This window comes from Pedobacter arcticus A12, assembly GCF_000302595.1.
Lineage (GTDB): Bacteria > Bacteroidota > Bacteroidia > Sphingobacteriales > Sphingobacteriaceae > Pseudopedobacter > Pseudopedobacter arcticus.
This window is the reverse complement of record NZ_JH947127.1, coordinates 248618-267100: the sequence shown is the minus strand read 5'-3', so window position 1 is coordinate 267100 and position 18483 is coordinate 248618. Positions and strand designations below refer to the sequence as shown.

The window sequence follows — 18483 nt, the reverse complement described above, 5'->3', positions numbered from 1 at the left end:
AAAATTTGAACGAGCTATAGCTTTGATGAATTGAAAAATTTTAATTTAAATAAGCGAAAAATGAAAGCAGCAGTAGTACATCACAAAGGAGAATCACCAAAATATGTAGCTGATTTTGAAGAACCAATGGCTCAAAATGAAAATGAACTATTGATTTCCGTAAAGGCTTCGGCTATCAAAAATCTTGATAAAATGCAGGCGAGTGGAAAGCATTATTCTACACAAAACGAAATATTTATAGCAAAAGTTGTTGGCGGAGATGGAGTTGGTTTTCTGAAAGATGGAACACGTGTTTATGGAATTGGTGTAAGCGGGATGATTGCCGAAAAAGCGGTAATCGAAAAAAGTAGAACTGTGAAAGTCCCTGATGGTATTGATGACGCAACCGCCGCGGCCTTGCCAAATGCCGTTATGGGTTCGGTGATGGCTATACGTTTCAGAGCTTTTTTACAAAAAGACGAAACTGTTTTGATAAATGGTGCTACTGGCGTTACCGGAAAAATTGCGGTGCAGATTGCAAAGCATTACGGAGCAAAAAAAGTGATAGCAACCAGTAGAAACAGACATGCATTAAAAGAATTATTAGCATTAGGTGCTGATGAAATTATTTTGTTAAGCCAAGATGATGAAACTTTTGTTTCTGAGATCAAAAACGTTCATAAACAAAACCCTATTGATGTTGTGATTGATTATTTATGGGGACACAGCGCAGAGTTGATTTTGTCTTCGCTAAAAGGCAATGGTAGTTTTTCTGCCCGCACTCGTTACGTAACCGTTGGTGGAATGATGGATGATGCAATTACATTATCATCCTCTATTTTACGTGGCACAGATATTCAAATTTCGGGATCTGGTTTGGGAAGCTGGACACGTACCGAAGTAGGTTTGTTGATTACCGAGATTCTTCCAGAAATGTTTCAGCTTGCTGCTGATGGAAAACTGAAAATAGAAACAGTAAAAGTTTTATTGAAGGATATAGAAAAAGTTTGGGAACAGAAAATCGACAGCGGAAAACGTTTAGTAGTCTTAATTTGACTAACTCGTCCCAACCTGTTCCTAGCGTTTAGAGAGGCTCCTCTGAGGGTTAACCCGTAGAGGCGCTTCGATTAACTCTACCGACAGAAAAGGTCTTAGGATTGGAAAATAATAAAAATTTCCAGAAAAAACCGCGAACAAGGTGTTATCCAAAGGATAATTTGAGATAGACTTGCTGTTTTTATAACCCATTAGCCTTTTAAAATAGTCTTATTCGTATTGCCATAAATCTGCTGTCAAAATGGAATAATAATTGTAATTGTCTGAATAGTCTAATAACCCGTAAATCTCAATTATGAAAAGCACAAAATCGGATAAAAAACAGAACAATAGTCAGAAATTGGAAGACCTTTCAAGTAATATGGAAGATAGCCAAAATCAAAAAATGACGACTAACCAAGGACTCAGAATCAATGATGACAATCACTCCTTAAAAGCTGGAGAACGTGGAGCTACACTTCTTGAAGACTTCATTTTAAGAGAAAAGATTACACATTTTGATCACGAACGTATTCCTGAGAGAATTGTACATGCTAGAGGTTCTGGCGCACATGGCGTATTTAAAGTTTACGACGACTCATTAAAAAAATATACCAAGGCTGCTTTCTTAATTGATCCATCGCGTGAGACACCAGTTTTTACGCGATTTTCTACTGTTGCTGGCTTCCGTGGTTCAGCAGACATCCCTCGCGATGTACGTGGTTTTGCCGTTAAATTTTACACCGAAGAAGGTAACTATGATTTAGTAGGAAATAATATGCCTGTGTTTTTTATTCAGGATGCGATTAAGTTTCCAGATTTAGTTCACGCGGTTAAACCAGAACCGCATAACGAAATTCCACAAGCTGCCTCTGCGCATAATACTTTTTGGGATTTCGTTTCGCTTTCTCCAGAAACCATGCACAACGTAATGTGGTTGATGAGTGATCGAGCGATTCCGCGAAGCTTAAGAATGATGGAAGGTTTTGGAATACATACGTTCCGTTTGATTAACGATGAAGGAAAAGCTCATTTCGTAAAATTTCATTGGAAACCACTTTTAGGTACACACTCGGTCGTTTGGGACGAAGCTCAGAAAGTTAACGGTCAAGATCCCGATTTTCATCGTCGTGATTTACATGAAGCAATTGAAGGTGGCGCATATCCCGAGTGGGAATTTGGTGTTCAGATTGTGGCGGAAGAAGATGAGCATAAATTCGATTTCGATTTATTGGATCCAACCAAACTTATTCCAGAAGAGATTGTGCCTGTACAAATAATCGGTAAAATGACTTTGAACCGTAACCCTGATAATTTCTTTGCGGAAACTGAACAGGTTGCTTTTCACCCAGGTCATTTAGTTCCAGGTATAGATTTTACCAACGATCCTTTATTGCAAGGCAGATTGTTTTCTTATACAGATACTCAATTAAGTCGTTTAGGTGGACCAAATTTCCACGAAATCCCGATCAACCGACCAATAGCGCCAATTCATAATAACCAACGTGATGGTATTGCCCGTATGGAAATAAACAAGGGTAAAACAGCTTATCACCCAAACTCCATGTCGCAAGGTTATCCAGAACAAGCAAAAGTGAGTGAAGGTGGTTTTGCAAGTTATCAAGAACGTGTTGATGCAAATAAGGTAAGAGCCAGAAGTAAAAGTTTTATGGATTTCTTTAGTCAGCCAACATTGTTTTACAATAGTTTATCAGAACCAGAACAAAACCATTTAGTCGAAGCATTTTGTTTTGAATTGGGTAAAGTGGATATTCCGGAAATTCGCCAACGCGTTGTCGGATTGATTAGTCAGGTTGATAAGGGTTTAGCGCAAAAAGTTGCCGATGGTTTAGGTTTACAGGTTAAACAGCCAGAACAACCCATTAATCACCAGTTTGGTGCCGACGCAAATCCTGATGATTATCAACCCATCAAAGTTACGCAGAAGCTTAAAAGCTCGCCTGCTCTAAGTATGGCAAATACGATAAAAGGAAATATAAAAACTCGCCAGATTGCATTTTTAGTAGCAGAAGGGGTAGATTCAAAGTCTCTTGCTGACATGAAGAACGCGTTAGAAGCAGAAGGAGCGGTGGTACGAGTAATTGCTCCACATTCAGGGTTTATAAAAGACAGTGCAGGAAAAGATGTAAAAGTGGATCACAGCTTTTTAACATTTGCATCCGTTTTGGTAGATGCTATTTATGTGCCTGCGGGCGATAAAAGTATAGATAAATTAAAAAACACACCTAAAGCAGTTCATTTTATTGACGAAGCTTTTTTGCATTGCAAAGCTATTGCCGTAGATGGTAACGCTATTGAATTGGTAAAAATTAGCTATGTAGCTAATTATTTGAATAAAAATTTGGATAAAGTGAAGGATGCGGGCTTATTAATTGGAAGTATTGCTGATCAAAACTTCAGTAAGAACTTTATCAAAGCAATAGGTAATCATCGTTTTTTTGAAAGAGAAAAACAAGGTAAAATTCCAGCTTAATTTAACTAAGGGGAGCAAGAGGTTGTTCCCCTATTTTTTAATGATATGAAACAACTAATAGACGCTGCAAGAACAGGCGACACTGATCTGATTGAATCGCTTTTAGCAGAAGAAATGGATATTAATTTTAAGGACGAAAAGGGTTATACGCCATTGATAATTGCTACCTATAATAACCAATTTGCCGCTACCCAAATGCTATTAAAAAATGGAGCTGATGTAAATGCTAAAGACAATGGTGGTAACACTGCGTTGATGGGCGTTTGTTTTAAAGGGTATTTTGAGATTGCGCAGTTATTATTGGAGAACGGAGCAGATGTAAATTTAACACACGGAAACGGTGGAACTGCGCTCATGTTTGCGAGTATGTTTGGTAAAAATGATTTAGTTAAACTTTTACTGGCTCATGGTGCAGATAAGATGATGAGGGACCATAAAGGTTTAATGGCTGTTGACCATGCAGGCATGCAGAAAAATGTGGAGGCAATTGAATTATTGGCATAAGCGTAGGCAGCGGATTTAAAAGACGCATTTAACCAATCTTCAGCTTATCCGATAGAAGAAATCTAAATTATAATTCAACAAAACCCCATCATGCTTTTAATTTTCCCTAACTTAAAGCACATCTAAAAATAAAACATCATGAGCTGGAAAGAAGAAAACAACGCACTTACACAAACCTTTAAGTTTAAAAATTTTGTAGAAGCTTGGTCGTTTATGACCAAAGTTGCTATGGTCGCAGAAAAAATGAACCATCACCCCGAGTGGAGCAATGTTTACAACACGGTAAATATTACGTTAACAACTCACGATAAGGGAAATACGGTTACAGAAAAAGACAGAGAATTAGCTAAGAAGATTGACGAACTGATCTGATCCAGTTTTAATACCGTTTGGTATTGGATGGCCTATCATCTGCTACTTTACATCGTTTAATTGCTGTAGTACGCTAATCCTATCTGTAAAAACTGTTTTCAGCTGCGGTCGTTTATCCTTCATTTTTTTTATTTAATTTGGGAGTGGCTAACCAAAAGCTACAAAACCTTACCTAAAAAAATATCAATAATGAAGCCCATCCCTGTTGTTACTGCTTTCATTTGTCTGTTTATATGTTCTTATTCAAATGCACAAAGCATAAACCCAGTCAGTTTGGTGAACCCTTTAATGGGAACGCTATCCAAACCCGATCTATCTAATGGAAACACCTATCCCGCAGTTGGCGTTCCTTGGGGGATGAACATTTGGACAGCACAAACTGGTAATATGGGAGATGGTTGGATGTACACTTACACTGCCGATAAAATTAAGGGATTTAAGCAAACGCATCAACCATCTCCTTGGATGAATGATTACGGGCAATTTTCCATCATGCCGGTAACCAAACATCTAAAATTTACAGAGACCGAGCGGGCAAGCTGGTTTTCGCATAAAGCGGAAATTGCCAAACCTTATTATTACAGCGTTTATTTAGCTGATGCAGACGTAACCACCGAACTTACACCCACAGAAAGAACGGCACAATTTAGGTTTACCTTCCCAAAAACTGACAGCTCTTTTGTGGTGATTGATGCTTTTGATAAAGGCTCTTACATCAAAATCATACCCGAAGAAAATAAGATAATTGGTTACTCAACCAGGTACAGTAGTGGAAAGCTGGAGAATTTTAAAAATTATTTCGTCATCTATTTTGATAAACCTTTTACGCTGGCACATACTTGGGCAGGCAACAAGCTTATCGATAATAACTTGGAATTAAGTGCAAACCATGCTGGTGCCGTTATCGGTTTTAAAACACAAAAAGGAGAGCAGGTTCATGTAAAAGTAGCCTCGTCGTTTATCAGTTTTGAGCAGGCAGACCTCAACTTAAAAAGAGAGCTGGGCAAAGATAGTTTTGACCAAACGGCAGAGAAAGCAAAATTTTTATGGAACGAAAAACTGGGACGTATAAAGGTAGAAGGTGGCACTACCGATCAAATGCGAACATTTTATTCTTGCTTGTACCGTACGCTGTTTTTTCCTAACAAACTTTATGAGCTAGATAAAGACAATCAAATTGTGCATTACAGTCCTTACAACGGTAAAGTAATGCCCGGTTATATGTTCGCCGGCACTGGGTTTTGGGATACATTTAGGGCGCTTTATCCATTTTTAAACTTGGTTTATCCGTCTATCAACAAAGAAATGCAGGAAGGTTTAATCAACGATTATAAAGAAGGTGGTTGGTTGCCAGAGTGGTCGAGCCCAGGTTATGCAAATATCATGATTGGAAATAATTCCGCATCGGTAGTGGCAGATGCCTATATCAAAGGTTTGCGTGGTTATGACATTGAGAAACTGTACCAAGCCTTGTTGCATGGTGCAAATAATGAAGGTCCAATTACCGCTGTAGGCAGGGCTGGCGTAAATGACTATAATCAGTTGGGCTATGTTCCTTATGATGTTAACGTGAATGAGAATGCGGCAAGAACTTTAGAATATGCTTATGATGATTTCGCAATCTATCAGTTAGGGAAAGCCTTACACAAGCCTACTTCAGATATTGAGCTTTACGCCAAAAGAAGTCAGAACTACCGTAACTTATTTGACCCTTCCATTGGATTAATGCGTCCCAAATATAAAAACGGCAAGTTTGTAACACCCTTTAACCCGTTCAAATGGGGCGATGCCTTTACGGAAGGAAACAGCTGGCATTATTCCTGGTCCGTGTTTCAGGATGTGCAGGGTTTGATTGATTTGATGGGCGGAAACCGAAAATTCACAGACAAATTAGATTCTGTTTTTTCTTTACCACCCATTTTCGATGAGAGTGCTTATGGTTTTGTAATCCATGAGATTAGAGAAATGCAGATTGCTAATCTGGGGCAATACGCACATGGCAACCAACCCATCCAGCACATGATTTACCTCTACAATTATGCTGGCAAACCTTGGAAAACCCAATATTGGGTGCGTGAAATAATGAACAGAATGTACCAAGCCACACCAGATGGTTATTGTGGCGATGAAGATAATGGACAAACCTCTGCATGGTATGTGTTTTCTGCAATGGGCTTTTATCCGGTTACGCCGGCTGTAAATCAATATGTGATTGGAGCACCGCTCTTTAAAAAAGTCACGATTTGTTTAGAGAACGGAAAGGAGGTAGTCATTGAATCGCCGAATAATAGCGAGAGCAATAAGTATATCGAAAGTATGAAACTGAATGGTAAGTTGTATAGTAGAAACTGGATCAGTCATACAGAGATGATGAAGGGGATGAAGATTGATTTTAACCTATCGACAAATCCAAACGAAAAACGCGGAATCAACGCAACAGACTTTCCTTACTCTTTTTCTACAGACTTAAGTAGAGCTAAAAAATAAGCTTGCCATTCACTGTGATATTTTATTAAGTAGTACATAATTTTGAGTAATGCTTTTAGTTTTTATATTTGTTCCATAAACCTTTCTCCGTCTACGGATTTTTAAGGTATAACCAATTATCAAGAATGGACAATTTTAATGCTTTAGGTATAGATATAGGTGGTTCTCATATCACGGTGGGTTTAATAAACTTACATCGCAAAGAAATGATAGCGCAAACCTATTTTCGAAGGACTGTAGACTCAAAAGCCCCGCTGACAGAAATCATCGCCGATTGGGCAACTACTATCAAACAGTCGTATAAAGAGGCTAATGTAGCCACAGTGCGTATCGGTATTGCCATGCCCGGTCCTTTTGATTATGAAAAAGGAGTCAGTTTAATGCAAAATCAAGACAAATACGACGCTTTGTACGGTTATAACGTGAAAGAATTATTGGCGGAAGCGCTGAATATTAAGCCAACGGCAATACAAATGAAAAATGATGCTGCTTGCTTTCTGCAAGGAGAAGTTTTTAGCGGATCGGCAATTGGTTACCAACGCGTAATCGGTTTAACACTAGGAACCGGTTTAGGTACGGCAGTTTATAAAAATGAAACAGTAGAGGAATGTGCTTTATGGAATACTCCTTTTTTAGATAGTATCGCTGAAGATTATATTGCTAGTAGGTGGTTCACAAAACGGTTTACGGAAATGTACCCGAATCATCAACCCATTAGCAATGTGAAAGAACTTTGCCAGCGTATAAAAGACCAAAGTATTTCCAATGATATTTTTGAGGAGTTTGGAGAAAATTTAGGAAATTTTCTAGTCTTCTTTTCTAAAAAAGAAAAAGCAGAAGCCATTGTGCTTGGGGGCAATATCGCAAATGCGTTTCATTGGTTTGAAGATTCTTTGAAAGCAACTTTAAAGCGGAGTGCGGTTAATATTCCAATATGTATTGCATCATTGGGTGAAAATAGTGCTTTAATAGGAGCAGCGAGTTTATGGCTTTAATTTTAAATCAAACCAGTTTTAATTAAAATGGCAAATAGGAGAAAGTTTTTACAATCAGGAGTTTTGGGTTCCGTTTTATTATTACTCAATAAAAAAGCATTTTCCTTTAATAAAAGGACCGCCACTAAGCCACTTGTAATTTCTACTTGGGATACCGGTTTGATTGCTAATAAAGCTGCTTGGACGGTGTTGAGCAAAAACGGAAATGCTTTAGATGCCGTAGAAAAAGGCGTGATGGAAATAGAAAGCTCACAGAATTGCTGTGTGGGCTTAGGTGCAAACCCAGATAGAGACGGCATTGTTACCCTAGATGCAAGCATTATGGATCACCAATACAATTGTGGGAGTGTTGCCTTTTTAGAAAGAATTAAACACCCGATTTCTGTTGCCAGAAAGGTGATGGAAAAAACGCCACACGTGATGTTGGTAGGAGAGGGTGCACAAAAGTTTGCTGTTGCCGAAGGCTTTCCTTTAGAACCACAGAAACTATCTGACGAGGCTCAAAAATCTTATCAAGATTGGTTGAAAAGGAGTAACTACCACGCTCCAAAAATAAATGTTGAAAATCAGAACGGTCATGGATCTTTTGCACCTCATAAATTAGATAATGGCGAATGGAACCATGATACGATTGGCATGTTGGCAATGGATTATCATGGAAATTTAAGTGGTAGTTGTACCACTAGTGGCGCTGGTTTTAAGATGCGAGGCAGAGTAGGCGATTCTCCAATTATTGGTGCAGGTTTATATGTAGATAATGAAGTTGGTGCCTGTACAGCAACTGGCCAGGGAGAAGATGTAATTCGGGTTGCAGGTTCGCATAGCGTTGTAGAAATGATGAGACACGGCTTTTCGCCCAGCCAAGCCTGTGAAAAAGTGATAGAACGAATTGCCAAAATAAAAGGAGAAAAAGCCAAAGATATTCAAGTCGCATTTATTGCCATAGATAAAAACGGTGAAGTAGGTTCTTTTGCTTTGCATCCCGGATTTAATTATGCTTTAAGAAATAGTGTGGAAGAAGAACTGGTAAAAGTGAACAGCTATTTTGCGTAGGCTAAATTTTTCAAACTACCTATGAATACACCTTTAATAGAAATTGCAACATCAGATTTTGCCACCACCAAAGCCGCGGTTAAAGGTGGTGCAGATCGGATTGAGCTTTGTGCGAACCTTTATGAAGGAGGCACAACAGCATCTTACGGCACCATAAAAAAATGCCGAGAGTCATTTGAGATTCCAATTTTCCCGATTATTCGTCCGCGTGGCGGAGATTTTTTGTTTAAAGAGGAAGAATTTGAAATCATGCAAAGCGATATCAAATTGTGTAAAGACTTAGCTTGCGATGGTGTAGTGATTGGAATGTTAAACACCGACGGACAAATTGACTTAGCTAAAGTTGCACAACTGATTGCACTGGCTTACCCGATGCAGGTTACTTTTCATAGAGCTTTTGATTGTTGTTTAGATCCTTTTAAGGCAATGGAACAGTTGATAGAGCTGGGATGCCAAAGAATTTTGACCTCCGGGCAATATCCCACAGCGCCAGAAGGTGTTCAGCTAATTAGCCAATTGCAACAGGCAGCAAAGGGGCGAATTATTATTATGCCGGGCAGCGGAATCAGGCGCAGCAATATTCAGTCCTTGTTTAAAATGACTGGCTGTTCTGAGTTTCATGCTTCTTTAAGAGAGAGAGAAGGAAGTAAAATGAATTTTATCCATCCTAATTTTACCAACGTAACAGATACTTACGTCAACAATACCATCCATTCAGAAGATGTGCGGATGCTAAAAATGGCAGTGCAAATTGCTGCAAATGCTAATGTAAAAGACTATTGATCTATTGAAAACCACATTATACCACGACGTACAAAACAATTGCTAAGAATAAGCAAGGTTTTGTGTCTTCAATTATATATGCTATGAAATTTATTTATACTGTTTTCTTTGTTTTATTGCTATGTTTTTCCGCGTTGGCTCAAAACCAATATGAGCTGAATGATGGATGGCTGTGTGCGCCAATTACGCAGGTAAAAGATCAGGGAGAAAATATTTCCTCTCTCAAATACACCTTAAGCAATTGGAAAAAAGCCGTCGTTCCCGGAACGGTTTTAACTACAATGCTTCAAAATAAAGAAGTTCCTGATCCTTTTTATGGGATGAACAACCAAAAAATAGCAGACATATACGATACCGGGAGTGCAACTTATACCTACTGGTTTGTTAAAGATTTTGAAGAAAACGCAAGTAACGAAGAGCAAGTTTGGCTTCACTTAAGAGGTGTTAATTACAGTTGTGATGTGTTTGTAAACGGACAAAAACTAAATTCCAAAACACATGAGGGCATGTTTTTACGTCAAACCTATAACATCACCAAGGTTTTAAATAAAAATGGCAAAAACAGATTAGCGGTAATTGTTTATCCACCAAACCCAGTGGGCAAACCTAATGGCGGGCAGGCTGGCGACGGAACAATCGCAAAAAATGTTTCGCATCAATACGTAGCTGGTTGGGATTGGATTCAGCCCATCCGCGATCGGAATACTGGGATATGGGATAAAGTCACCATTGAAAAAACGGGGATGGTTAAACTGTCCAATCCGCATGTAGTTACTTTGGTACCCGGTAAACGTAAACCAAGCGGAAATCAGGCGCCAGCCATTATTAAAGTTTCTGCCGAACTGAATAATACAGCCACTAAAGTAGTTAAAGGGGTTGTGCAATACAGCATTGCTGGGCAAACCATCTCTAAAAAGGTAAAACTAGCGCCACTTGCTACCACAACAATAAGCTTGGATGATTTTGAATTGGAAAATCCTCAATTATGGTGGCCAAGTGGGTACGGAGATGCTTTTCTGTACCCTATGGAAATCAAATTCGTAGCAAACGGAAAACCTGCATCAAGCATTCAGAAGTTACAGGTGGGCGTAAGAGAAATTCAGCATACGTGGAACAGTGAAACCAAAAGCCAGCAAGTATCAGTCAACGGACAAAAAATATTTATAAAAGGTGGTAACTGGATTATTTCTGATGCGATGTTGCGCTTTACAGATGCCCGTTATGACACGGAAGTGAGGTTTCATAAAGAGATGAACTTGAACCTGATTCGGGTGTGGGGTGGCGCTTTAATTGAACGCCCAGAGTTTTACAATGCTTGTGATAAATATGGAATGTTGGTGTTTCAAGATTTTTGGATGTCTGGCGATGCCAATGGTAGGTGGTTAGATCCTAAAAAAACAGATGATCAATATGCCCGGAGAAAATATCCCGATGATCATCAACTGTTTTTAACCTCGGCGGCAGACCAAATTAAAATGGTGCGTAACCATGCTTCTTTGGCGATTTGGTGCGGAGGAAATGAAATTATGCCTCCCGATGATATTTTAATTCCTTTAAGAGATTCCATTATCCCAAAATTAGACGGAACCCGTTGGTTTATTGATTTTTCGAACTCAAACGAAATGTCTTTAAATGAAATTGGCGGAAACGGCGACGGCCCCTATGAAATCCAACCCATTGAGCGTTTTTGGAATTACAGAACTTGGCCTTTCAACTCAGAAATAGGTTCGGTAGGCGTGGGCGATTATGAATCTTTAAAAAGGTTTATCCCCAAAGAAAATATGATTGCCCCACAGTTTGATCCAGCCACCCAAACCGAAAAGATTGATTCTGTATGGGATTATCACAAATACATTAGTTACGGCGAATTTGTAAATGCTTATGGCGCTCCACGGGATGTACAGGATTTTACAGAGAAAGCACAGCTAGTAAATTACAACCAATATAGAGCTTTAATAGAAGGGTTTAGCGCAAATATGTGGAGGTGGTACACTGGGGTAATTATTTGGAAAACGCAAAACCCATGGACTGCCTTACGCGGACAGATGTATGATTATTATTTGGATCAGAATGCTTGCTTTTATGGTTTAAAAAATGGGTCTGCATCATTACACGCTATGTATAACCCCGTTGACGGAATGATTAATTTGGTAAACAACAGCTTTGAGCAAGTTAGAAACCGAATGTTGTTGGTCAAAATTTTTGATATGGACGGAAAAGAACACCTTATCTCAAAGCTAATGGTAGAAATAGATGCGTCATCGTCCAAAAAATCCTTCGCTATCAAAAAGGAAACGGATCGGGTTTCAAAAAATAAAGGTGCTTTTCTGGTACTTCAGTTAGAAGATATGAACAAAAATGTGGTCGATCAAAACGTTTATTGGTTGCCAGATGCAAATCAGGAATATTCTGGATTACAGACTCTTGCAAATGTAAAATTGCAGGCAAAAGCAAACCGAGATGCTGAGGGGAAAATTGTTTTAAACCTAGAGAACGCTGTTGGCAACAACTTGTCGTTTTTCAATCGGATATCCTTGGTGAATGCACAAACAAAAGAAAGAGTATTGCCTGTTTTTTATACAGAGAATTACCTTACAGTGTTACCGGGCGAGCAAAAGCAAATTAAAATGGAGTATTCCGCTCAGGGCGATACAAAACTTGCTATTGAAATTAAAGGCTGGAACGGAACAGCCTATTACATAAATATCCAGCCTTAACAGATGAAAACCTTTTAAACCAACCCTATGAAAAGGAACGAATTTTTAAAAACTACCGGAATTTTAACAGGTGGGATCGTGTTGAATAAGTTTGCTTACGCAAGTGGCATGTTAGCGGGCTATACCAGTCAGCGACCACCATTAGCTAAAAGACATTTCTACAGCAAAAGTGTGGAAGCAATGATCAAAGAGTTTAAGAAAAATGTAAAAAACCCAGAATTGGGATGGCTGTTTGAAAACTGTTTCCCTAACACGCTTGATACCACGGTTTATTTTGAGATGAAGGGCAATAAGCCCGATTCTTACATCATTACCGGAGATATTGATGCCATGTGGTTACGCGATAGTAGTGCACAGGTTTGGCCTTATCTTCCCGAGATCAATAAAGACAGACCTTTAAAAGATTTGGTTGCAGGCTTAATTAACAGGCAAACGCAATATATTTTAAAAGACCCTTATGCCAATGCTTTTTATAAGGATGAAAATAAATTAGGCGAGTGGAAAACAGATGAAACCACAATGCTACCGGGAGTGCATGAGCGAAAATGGGAAATAGATTCCTTATGTTATCCAATTCGTTTAGCCTATCATTATTGGAAAACCAGTAAAGATCAAAGTCCGTTTGATGAGGAATGGGTTAAAGCCATCCGCTTAACGTTAAAAGTATTTAAAGAACAGCAACGTAAAGATAATTTAGGGCCGTATCATTTTAGACGGGAAACCTTAAAACCAACAGATACGCTACCTATGATGGGCTACGGTTTTCCGGTTAAACCCAATGGTTTAATTTGCTCCATGTTTCGTCCTAGTGATGATGCTACTATTTACCCTTTCTTAATTCCGTCGAACTTTTTTGCGGTAGTAAGTTTAAAACAGGCGGCGATCATGCTTAAAGAAATTCATCAGCAAAATTCTCTTGCACAAGAACTTAATGATTTAGCCAGCGAAGTAGCATCGGCGATACAAGAACATGCCATTGTAAAGCATCCCAAATATGGAGAAATGTATGCTTTTGAAATAAACGGTATGGGAAGCTACAATTTAATGGACGATGCAAATGTACCTAGTTTGGTTTCTTTACCTTATTTAGATGCTGTTGAACCAAGTGACCCAATCTATATCAACACCAGAAACTATTGTTTATCAGAAGATAATCCGTTCTATTTTAAAGGTAAAGCTGCAGCCGGTGTTGGCGGTCCGCATGTGGGACAAGATATGGTATGGCCCTTGGGTATTATCATGCGTGGTTTAACCAGTACCAATGATCAGGAGATTAAAGAAAGTATACAGCTGTTGATGAAAACACATGCGGATACAGGCTTTGTGCATGAATCTTTTCATAAGGATGATGCTACTAATTTTACCAGAAAGTGGTTTGCTTGGGCCAATACCATCTTCGGAGAGTTTTTATGGAAGATTTATCAAGAGAAACCACATTTATTGAAGGTTTAATAACCGGAGTTTTACTTATTTCAGCTTAAGGATGAATTTACAGAATATAAGTGCGTTAACGATAGAAGCGGTATCCTTTTTGGCTTTTTCTGACAAAAAGATATAGCGGATAGCGTGTTAAAACGCCCAAATCAATTTTAAATTCGCCATTAATAATCCTCATGTTAATACAACTAATGACGTACACTCCATAAACGGATTGAAGAAATGATAAATATGAAAAAAATGATATTTAGAAATTGCAGAGCTACTGTTGTTTTAACCCTGATTGCTGGACTGTTTGTAGGTAGTTGCGCAAGTCGCCATCAGAAAACAAAACTTCCCGATTCAATTAATTTAACAAAATATGTGGACAGCTATATTGGCACAGCCGAACATGGCCATGTGTTTTTAGGTGCAAATGTACCCTTCGGTGCGGTACAATTGGGTCCAAAAAACATTCCCGAGGGGTGGGATTGGTGCAGCGGATATCATTACAGTAGCAATACCATTTTAGGTTTTACCCATACACATTTAAGCGGTACAGGTATTGGCGATTTAAATGATATTTTGATTTTGCCCACTACAGGAGAACTACAGTTAAAACCAGGGACAAAAGGAAAACCCTACAGTGGTTACTTATCTACTTTTAGTCATGATAATGAAGTGGCAAAAGCAGGTTATTATAGCGTTTGGCTAGATAGATACAAAATTAAGGCAGAACTAACAGCAAGTGAACGCGTAGGTTTTCATAAATATACCTTCAGCGAAAACGAGCAGTCAAATATTATTATTGATTTAGCAGACGGTGTGGGATGGGATAGCCCGGTAAAAACCTACATCAAACAGTTAGATAAAAACACTTTGGTTGGTTACAGATGGTCTAAAGGTTGGGCTACAGATCAACGCGTATATTTCGCAATTAAAATCTCTACCGCTATTGATGAGTTTAGTGTGTACGACTCGGTGAGTTTAAAAAACGGGACAGAAGCTAAAGGACTAAAAATTAAAGGAGTTGCCCGCCTTGATGTAAAAAAAGGAGAACCTGTTTATTTGAAAGTGGGTATTTCGCCGGTAAGTAGCGGCAATGCTTTAGCAAATATCAACGCAGAGATACCCAACTGGGATTTTGAAAAGGTAATAACTGATGCGGACAACAGCTGGAATAAAGAACTCAACAAGATTAAGATTACTGCCGATGAGAAAACCAAAACAGTTTTTTATACTGCATTGTACCATACCATGTTTGCGCCTTCTTTATTTAATGATGCCAATGGCGATTATTTAGGGACAGATAAAAAGGTGTACACCAAGCCCGGATTTAACAATTACACTACTTTTTCTTTGTGGGATACCTACCGGGCATTTCATCCGCTATATACCATTTTGCATCCCGATAAGGTAAATGACATTATCAAATCTTTTTTAGCCATTTATGATCAACAAGGAAAGCTACCCGTATGGCATTTAATGGGAAACGAGACCAACACCATGATTGGTTATCATGCCATCCCTGTGATTGTTGATGCCTATTTAAAAGGTTTCAGGTCCTATGATGTTGAGAAAGTTTATGCAGCCATGAAACACTCGGCTATGCAAAAAACTGATGGGATAGATTACGCTCAGGAATTAAAATATATCCCCTCGGATAAGGTTATCGAATCGGTAGCTAAAGGGTTAGAATACGCTATTGATGATTGGTGTATTGCAGCCATGGCTAAATCGTTGGGTAAAACGGAAGATTATAACTACTTCAGCAAAAGGGCAAAACTTTACCAGTTTTATTTTGATAAACACACCAATTTTATGCGTGGAAAAACCAGCGCTGGCGAATGGCGTACACCTTTTAACCCTGTTTCGTCTGTCCATAGGCAAGATGATTATACAGAGGGAAATGCGTGGCAATACACTTGGTTGGTGCCACAGGATGTAGAAGGTTTGATTCAGCTTTTTGGAGGAGATGAGCCTTTTACGCTTAAACTGGACACGCTTTTCAATACCAAAGAGAAATTACCTGAAGGTAGTTCTCCGGACATCAGTGGTTTAATTGGACAGTATGCCCAAGGAAACGAACCCAATCATCATATCCCTTATTTATTTTCATTTGCGGGGAAACCTTATAAAACCGCCGAAAGGGTTAGGCAGATTATGGATTTGTTTTACACCGATAAACCAAATGGTTTGTGCGGAAATGAAGATTTAGGTCAAATGTCGGCATGGTATATTTATTCTGCTTTAGGGTTTTACCCAGTAAACCCAGCAAATGGCATGTACGTTTTTGGGAGCCCCATAGTTGACGATGCTGTTTTAGATTTAGGTAATGGAAAGCAATTCCACCTGGTGGTTAAAAATAACAATGCTAAAAATATTTATATCAATAAGGTAAGCTTAAACGGAAAACCCTACCAGAAATCCTATATCCTTCATCAGGATATTGTAAATGGTGGGGAAATGCTGATTGAAATGAGCGATAAACCTTCTGCTACGTGGGGTGTTGTCACGAGAGACAGGCCGTATAGTAAGTAAGATTTTCTTTACTAAAGATATTTATGGAAAGCTTATTTGCCTCTACTTTTAAACAGGTCAACAATTACTGCTAAAATAAATCTGAGGAGATTTAACTAAAAAAGCGATGCTAGGTGTTAAACCCAGCATCGCTTTTTACTATTGAATAAGCTTGCCTATTTTATAGGAATAATGTCGATAATAACTGTTCTGTTGTAAAAACGTTCTTCTGGAAGACTGTTTTCAAACATGGTTCTGTTTGGATCCTCTCCAAACCCAACCGTTTCAAATTTCACATTACTTATACCTGCCAAAGCAATGGCTTTCTCTAAAATGTTTTGCGTTTCGATAGCTCGGTCAGCAGACAGTTTTTGATTATACACTTCTTCGCCAATGATATCGGTGTAACCATTTATTCTTACGGTAGCACCTGATGTGATTTTAGCTGAAACAATATCTGTGAGGAATTTACGGTAAGCCGCAACAGCATCTGACTGGTTAAAATTGAACAGAATGCTATAACGGAAGCTTTTTTCCAAGCCTTCTTGTTCGCGAATCAAATTAACTTTACTTTCTTTTCGCAATACTCGTCCGTCATTGGTTTGTCCAACCATTTCCACTTTATAGCTACCAGATGCATCGTTACCCAAAACAGATGCTCCCGCAATAGTTTCTTGGTCTTTATAGAACGGACCGTAATGTTTCACTACGCCTTTGTCGTTTGTTAAATCTACCGACCATGATTTAAGGTTTTTTGTAGCACCATCAACATTTAATACCACGCAACTGTCTAAAGGATCAATTTGCGTAGAGGTAATTTGCAATGGTTTCATCATGCTCCCACCAACTTCCATCAATAATTCTGGCGAAGTACTGGTAATATCAGCTCTTGTATCGCCTTCTCTAAGCAATGCTAGCTCTTTTGTTCCACCTGGTTGTTCTGATGGGATTACGGGTTTTATCCTACCTTCAACAGCAATTCTTGAGGGGTTGATTCCGAATGTGTTTACTAAGTATTGTTGAATAGTTTCGGCAAATTGCTTTCCTTCTTTAGCGCCATTTTCTGATGCTCCACTTACCGAAATGCTACTAGAGGTATTTGCCCGCATGCGGTCTCCAATAATATTCAGGATATTGTGGTAAGCGTATAACTGCCTAGATGAACGACCGTTCATTCCGCTAGATTGTGCGTTTTCTAAAGAACTTTCTTTAAAGCTTTTAGCATCTTCTTTATTCAATAAAACATAACGCTCTGGAATTGCCACTGAACCCTTGTTAAAGAAAACAGCATTAAGTAGAGGTAGGGTTTCGCTTACCATTCGTGTTGTGCGGATATTCTTAGGCTCACGAACGCTGAAAGTAACGTCGTTTAGTGGAGTTTCATCGTCGGGAATAATTACTTTTTTTCCGGCTTTACCGAATTTCAAAGCAATACCAGCCCTAACTGTAGATACCGACCAGCTTTCTATATCGCGGGCATCTTGTCCAAAGTAAGGGTGATAAGATATAAAAGGAGACAAGGAAACCTTAGTCATGCTTTTTGCTGAAGAAAGTGGTATTTCGTAACCGATACCAACCTGACCAGAAAAAATAGTTGAATTCATATCGCTAAAATCACCATCGGTATTCGGTTGGGTTAGTTGCGTATAATTAAATTCTTTCTGCATGCCAAACGCAATTCTTGGACCGGCAAATAAATAGATGTTTGTGGTAGGTACGGCAAAACGCAAGCTAGGTTCTACAGTAATATAGTCTAAATTGGTTTTTAATGTGGCTGGGCAATTACAGGGCGCAATAACATCATCAAATTTTCCACCTCGACCGTCGTAACCAACATTCAGCATAAAGCCAAATACGCTGGCAGGGCGGTATTCTAATAAAACAGATCCGTACGGGCGAACACCATTTCCGTTGTGGAAAGCCGTTGGCGCTACTAACGAGTTGTTTAAACGCTGAGTGGTTCCAGTGTAAAAGTTCATATTTGCCGCACTTGATACACCAAACCACCATGTTGGCGCAGTTTGGGCTTGTAAAACATTGTTTGTAAAGATCATCAGCGTACAGACGATGAGACTTTTTATGGATTTATTTAAAGTTAACATATTCTATCTTTTTAAAATCGTTGTTA

The 18483-nt window shown here is 38.8% G+C and carries 12 protein-coding genes; 11 read left to right on the top strand and 1 reads right to left on the bottom strand.

The features are described 5' to 3' along the window. Nucleotides 1–60 precede the first annotated feature (60 nt). From B176_RS0112750 to B176_RS0112700, 11 genes are all read left to right on the top strand, one after another. Nucleotides 61–1035, top strand: a complete 975-nt coding sequence (locus tag B176_RS0112750) for a quinone oxidoreductase family protein (protein ID WP_017259208.1) — start codon at nt 61–63, stop codon at nt 1033–1035. Nucleotides 1036–1330: 295 nt separating this feature from the next. Further along, nucleotides 1331–3508, top strand: a complete 2178-nt coding sequence (gene katE / locus B176_RS0112745; protein WP_017259207.1) for a catalase HPII — start codon at nt 1331–1333, stop codon at nt 3506–3508. 45 nt (nt 3509–3553) lie between these two features. Further along, the gene (locus tag B176_RS0112740) at nt 3554–4012 is read left to right on the top strand and encodes an ankyrin repeat domain-containing protein (protein WP_017259206.1); all 459 of its coding nucleotides are present in this window, start codon (nt 3554–3556) and stop codon (nt 4010–4012) included. A 138-nt stretch (nt 4013–4150) separates the two neighbouring features. After that, on the top strand, nt 4151–4384 hold the full coding sequence (locus tag B176_RS0112735) for a 4a-hydroxytetrahydrobiopterin dehydratase (RefSeq protein WP_017259205.1): 234 nt from the start codon (nt 4151–4153) through the stop codon (nt 4382–4384). 189 nt (nt 4385–4573) lie between these two features. Continuing rightward, a complete protein-coding gene (locus tag B176_RS0112730; RefSeq protein ID WP_017259204.1) occupies nt 4574–6871 on the top strand; it encodes a GH92 family glycosyl hydrolase in 2298 nt (765 codons plus the stop codon). Between the two features lie 125 nt (nt 6872–6996). Then, nucleotides 6997–7866 (top strand): ROK family protein, encoded by an 870-nt coding sequence (locus tag B176_RS0112725; RefSeq protein WP_017259203.1) that lies wholly within the window; start codon nt 6997–6999, stop codon nt 7864–7866. A 27-nt stretch (nt 7867–7893) separates the two neighbouring features. After that, nucleotides 7894–8919 carry a N(4)-(beta-N-acetylglucosaminyl)-L-asparaginase gene (locus tag B176_RS0112720; RefSeq protein ID WP_017259202.1) on the top strand — a complete coding sequence of 342 codons (1026 nt, stop codon included), beginning with the start codon at nt 7894–7896 and terminating at the stop codon, nt 8917–8919. Nucleotides 8920–8940: 21 nt separating this feature from the next. After that, the gene (locus tag B176_RS0112715; protein WP_017259201.1) at nt 8941–9702 is read left to right on the top strand and encodes a copper homeostasis protein CutC; all 762 of its coding nucleotides are present in this window, start codon (nt 8941–8943) and stop codon (nt 9700–9702) included. Between the two features lie 83 nt (nt 9703–9785). Further along, complete coding sequence (locus B176_RS0112710) at nt 9786–12419, top strand: glycoside hydrolase family 2 protein (RefSeq protein ID WP_017259200.1); 2634 nt, start codon at nt 9786–9788, stop codon at nt 12417–12419. Nucleotides 12420–12446: 27 nt separating this feature from the next. Continuing rightward, complete coding sequence (locus B176_RS0112705) at nt 12447–13871, top strand: glycoside hydrolase family 125 protein (RefSeq protein ID WP_017259199.1); 1425 nt, start codon at nt 12447–12449, stop codon at nt 13869–13871. A 225-nt stretch (nt 13872–14096) separates the two neighbouring features. Further along, nucleotides 14097–16376: a GH92 family glycosyl hydrolase gene (locus B176_RS0112700; RefSeq protein WP_202803356.1), complete on the top strand. Its 2280-nt coding sequence runs from the start codon at nt 14097–14099 to the stop codon at nt 16374–16376. A 155-nt stretch (nt 16377–16531) separates the two neighbouring features. Here the strand turns inward: B176_RS0112700 and B176_RS0112695 are convergent, their stop codons facing one another. Then, nucleotides 16532–18457 (bottom strand): OmpA family protein, encoded by a 1926-nt coding sequence (locus B176_RS0112695; RefSeq protein WP_026063320.1) that lies wholly within the window; start codon nt 18455–18457, stop codon nt 16532–16534. Nucleotides 18458–18483 lie beyond the last annotated feature (26 nt).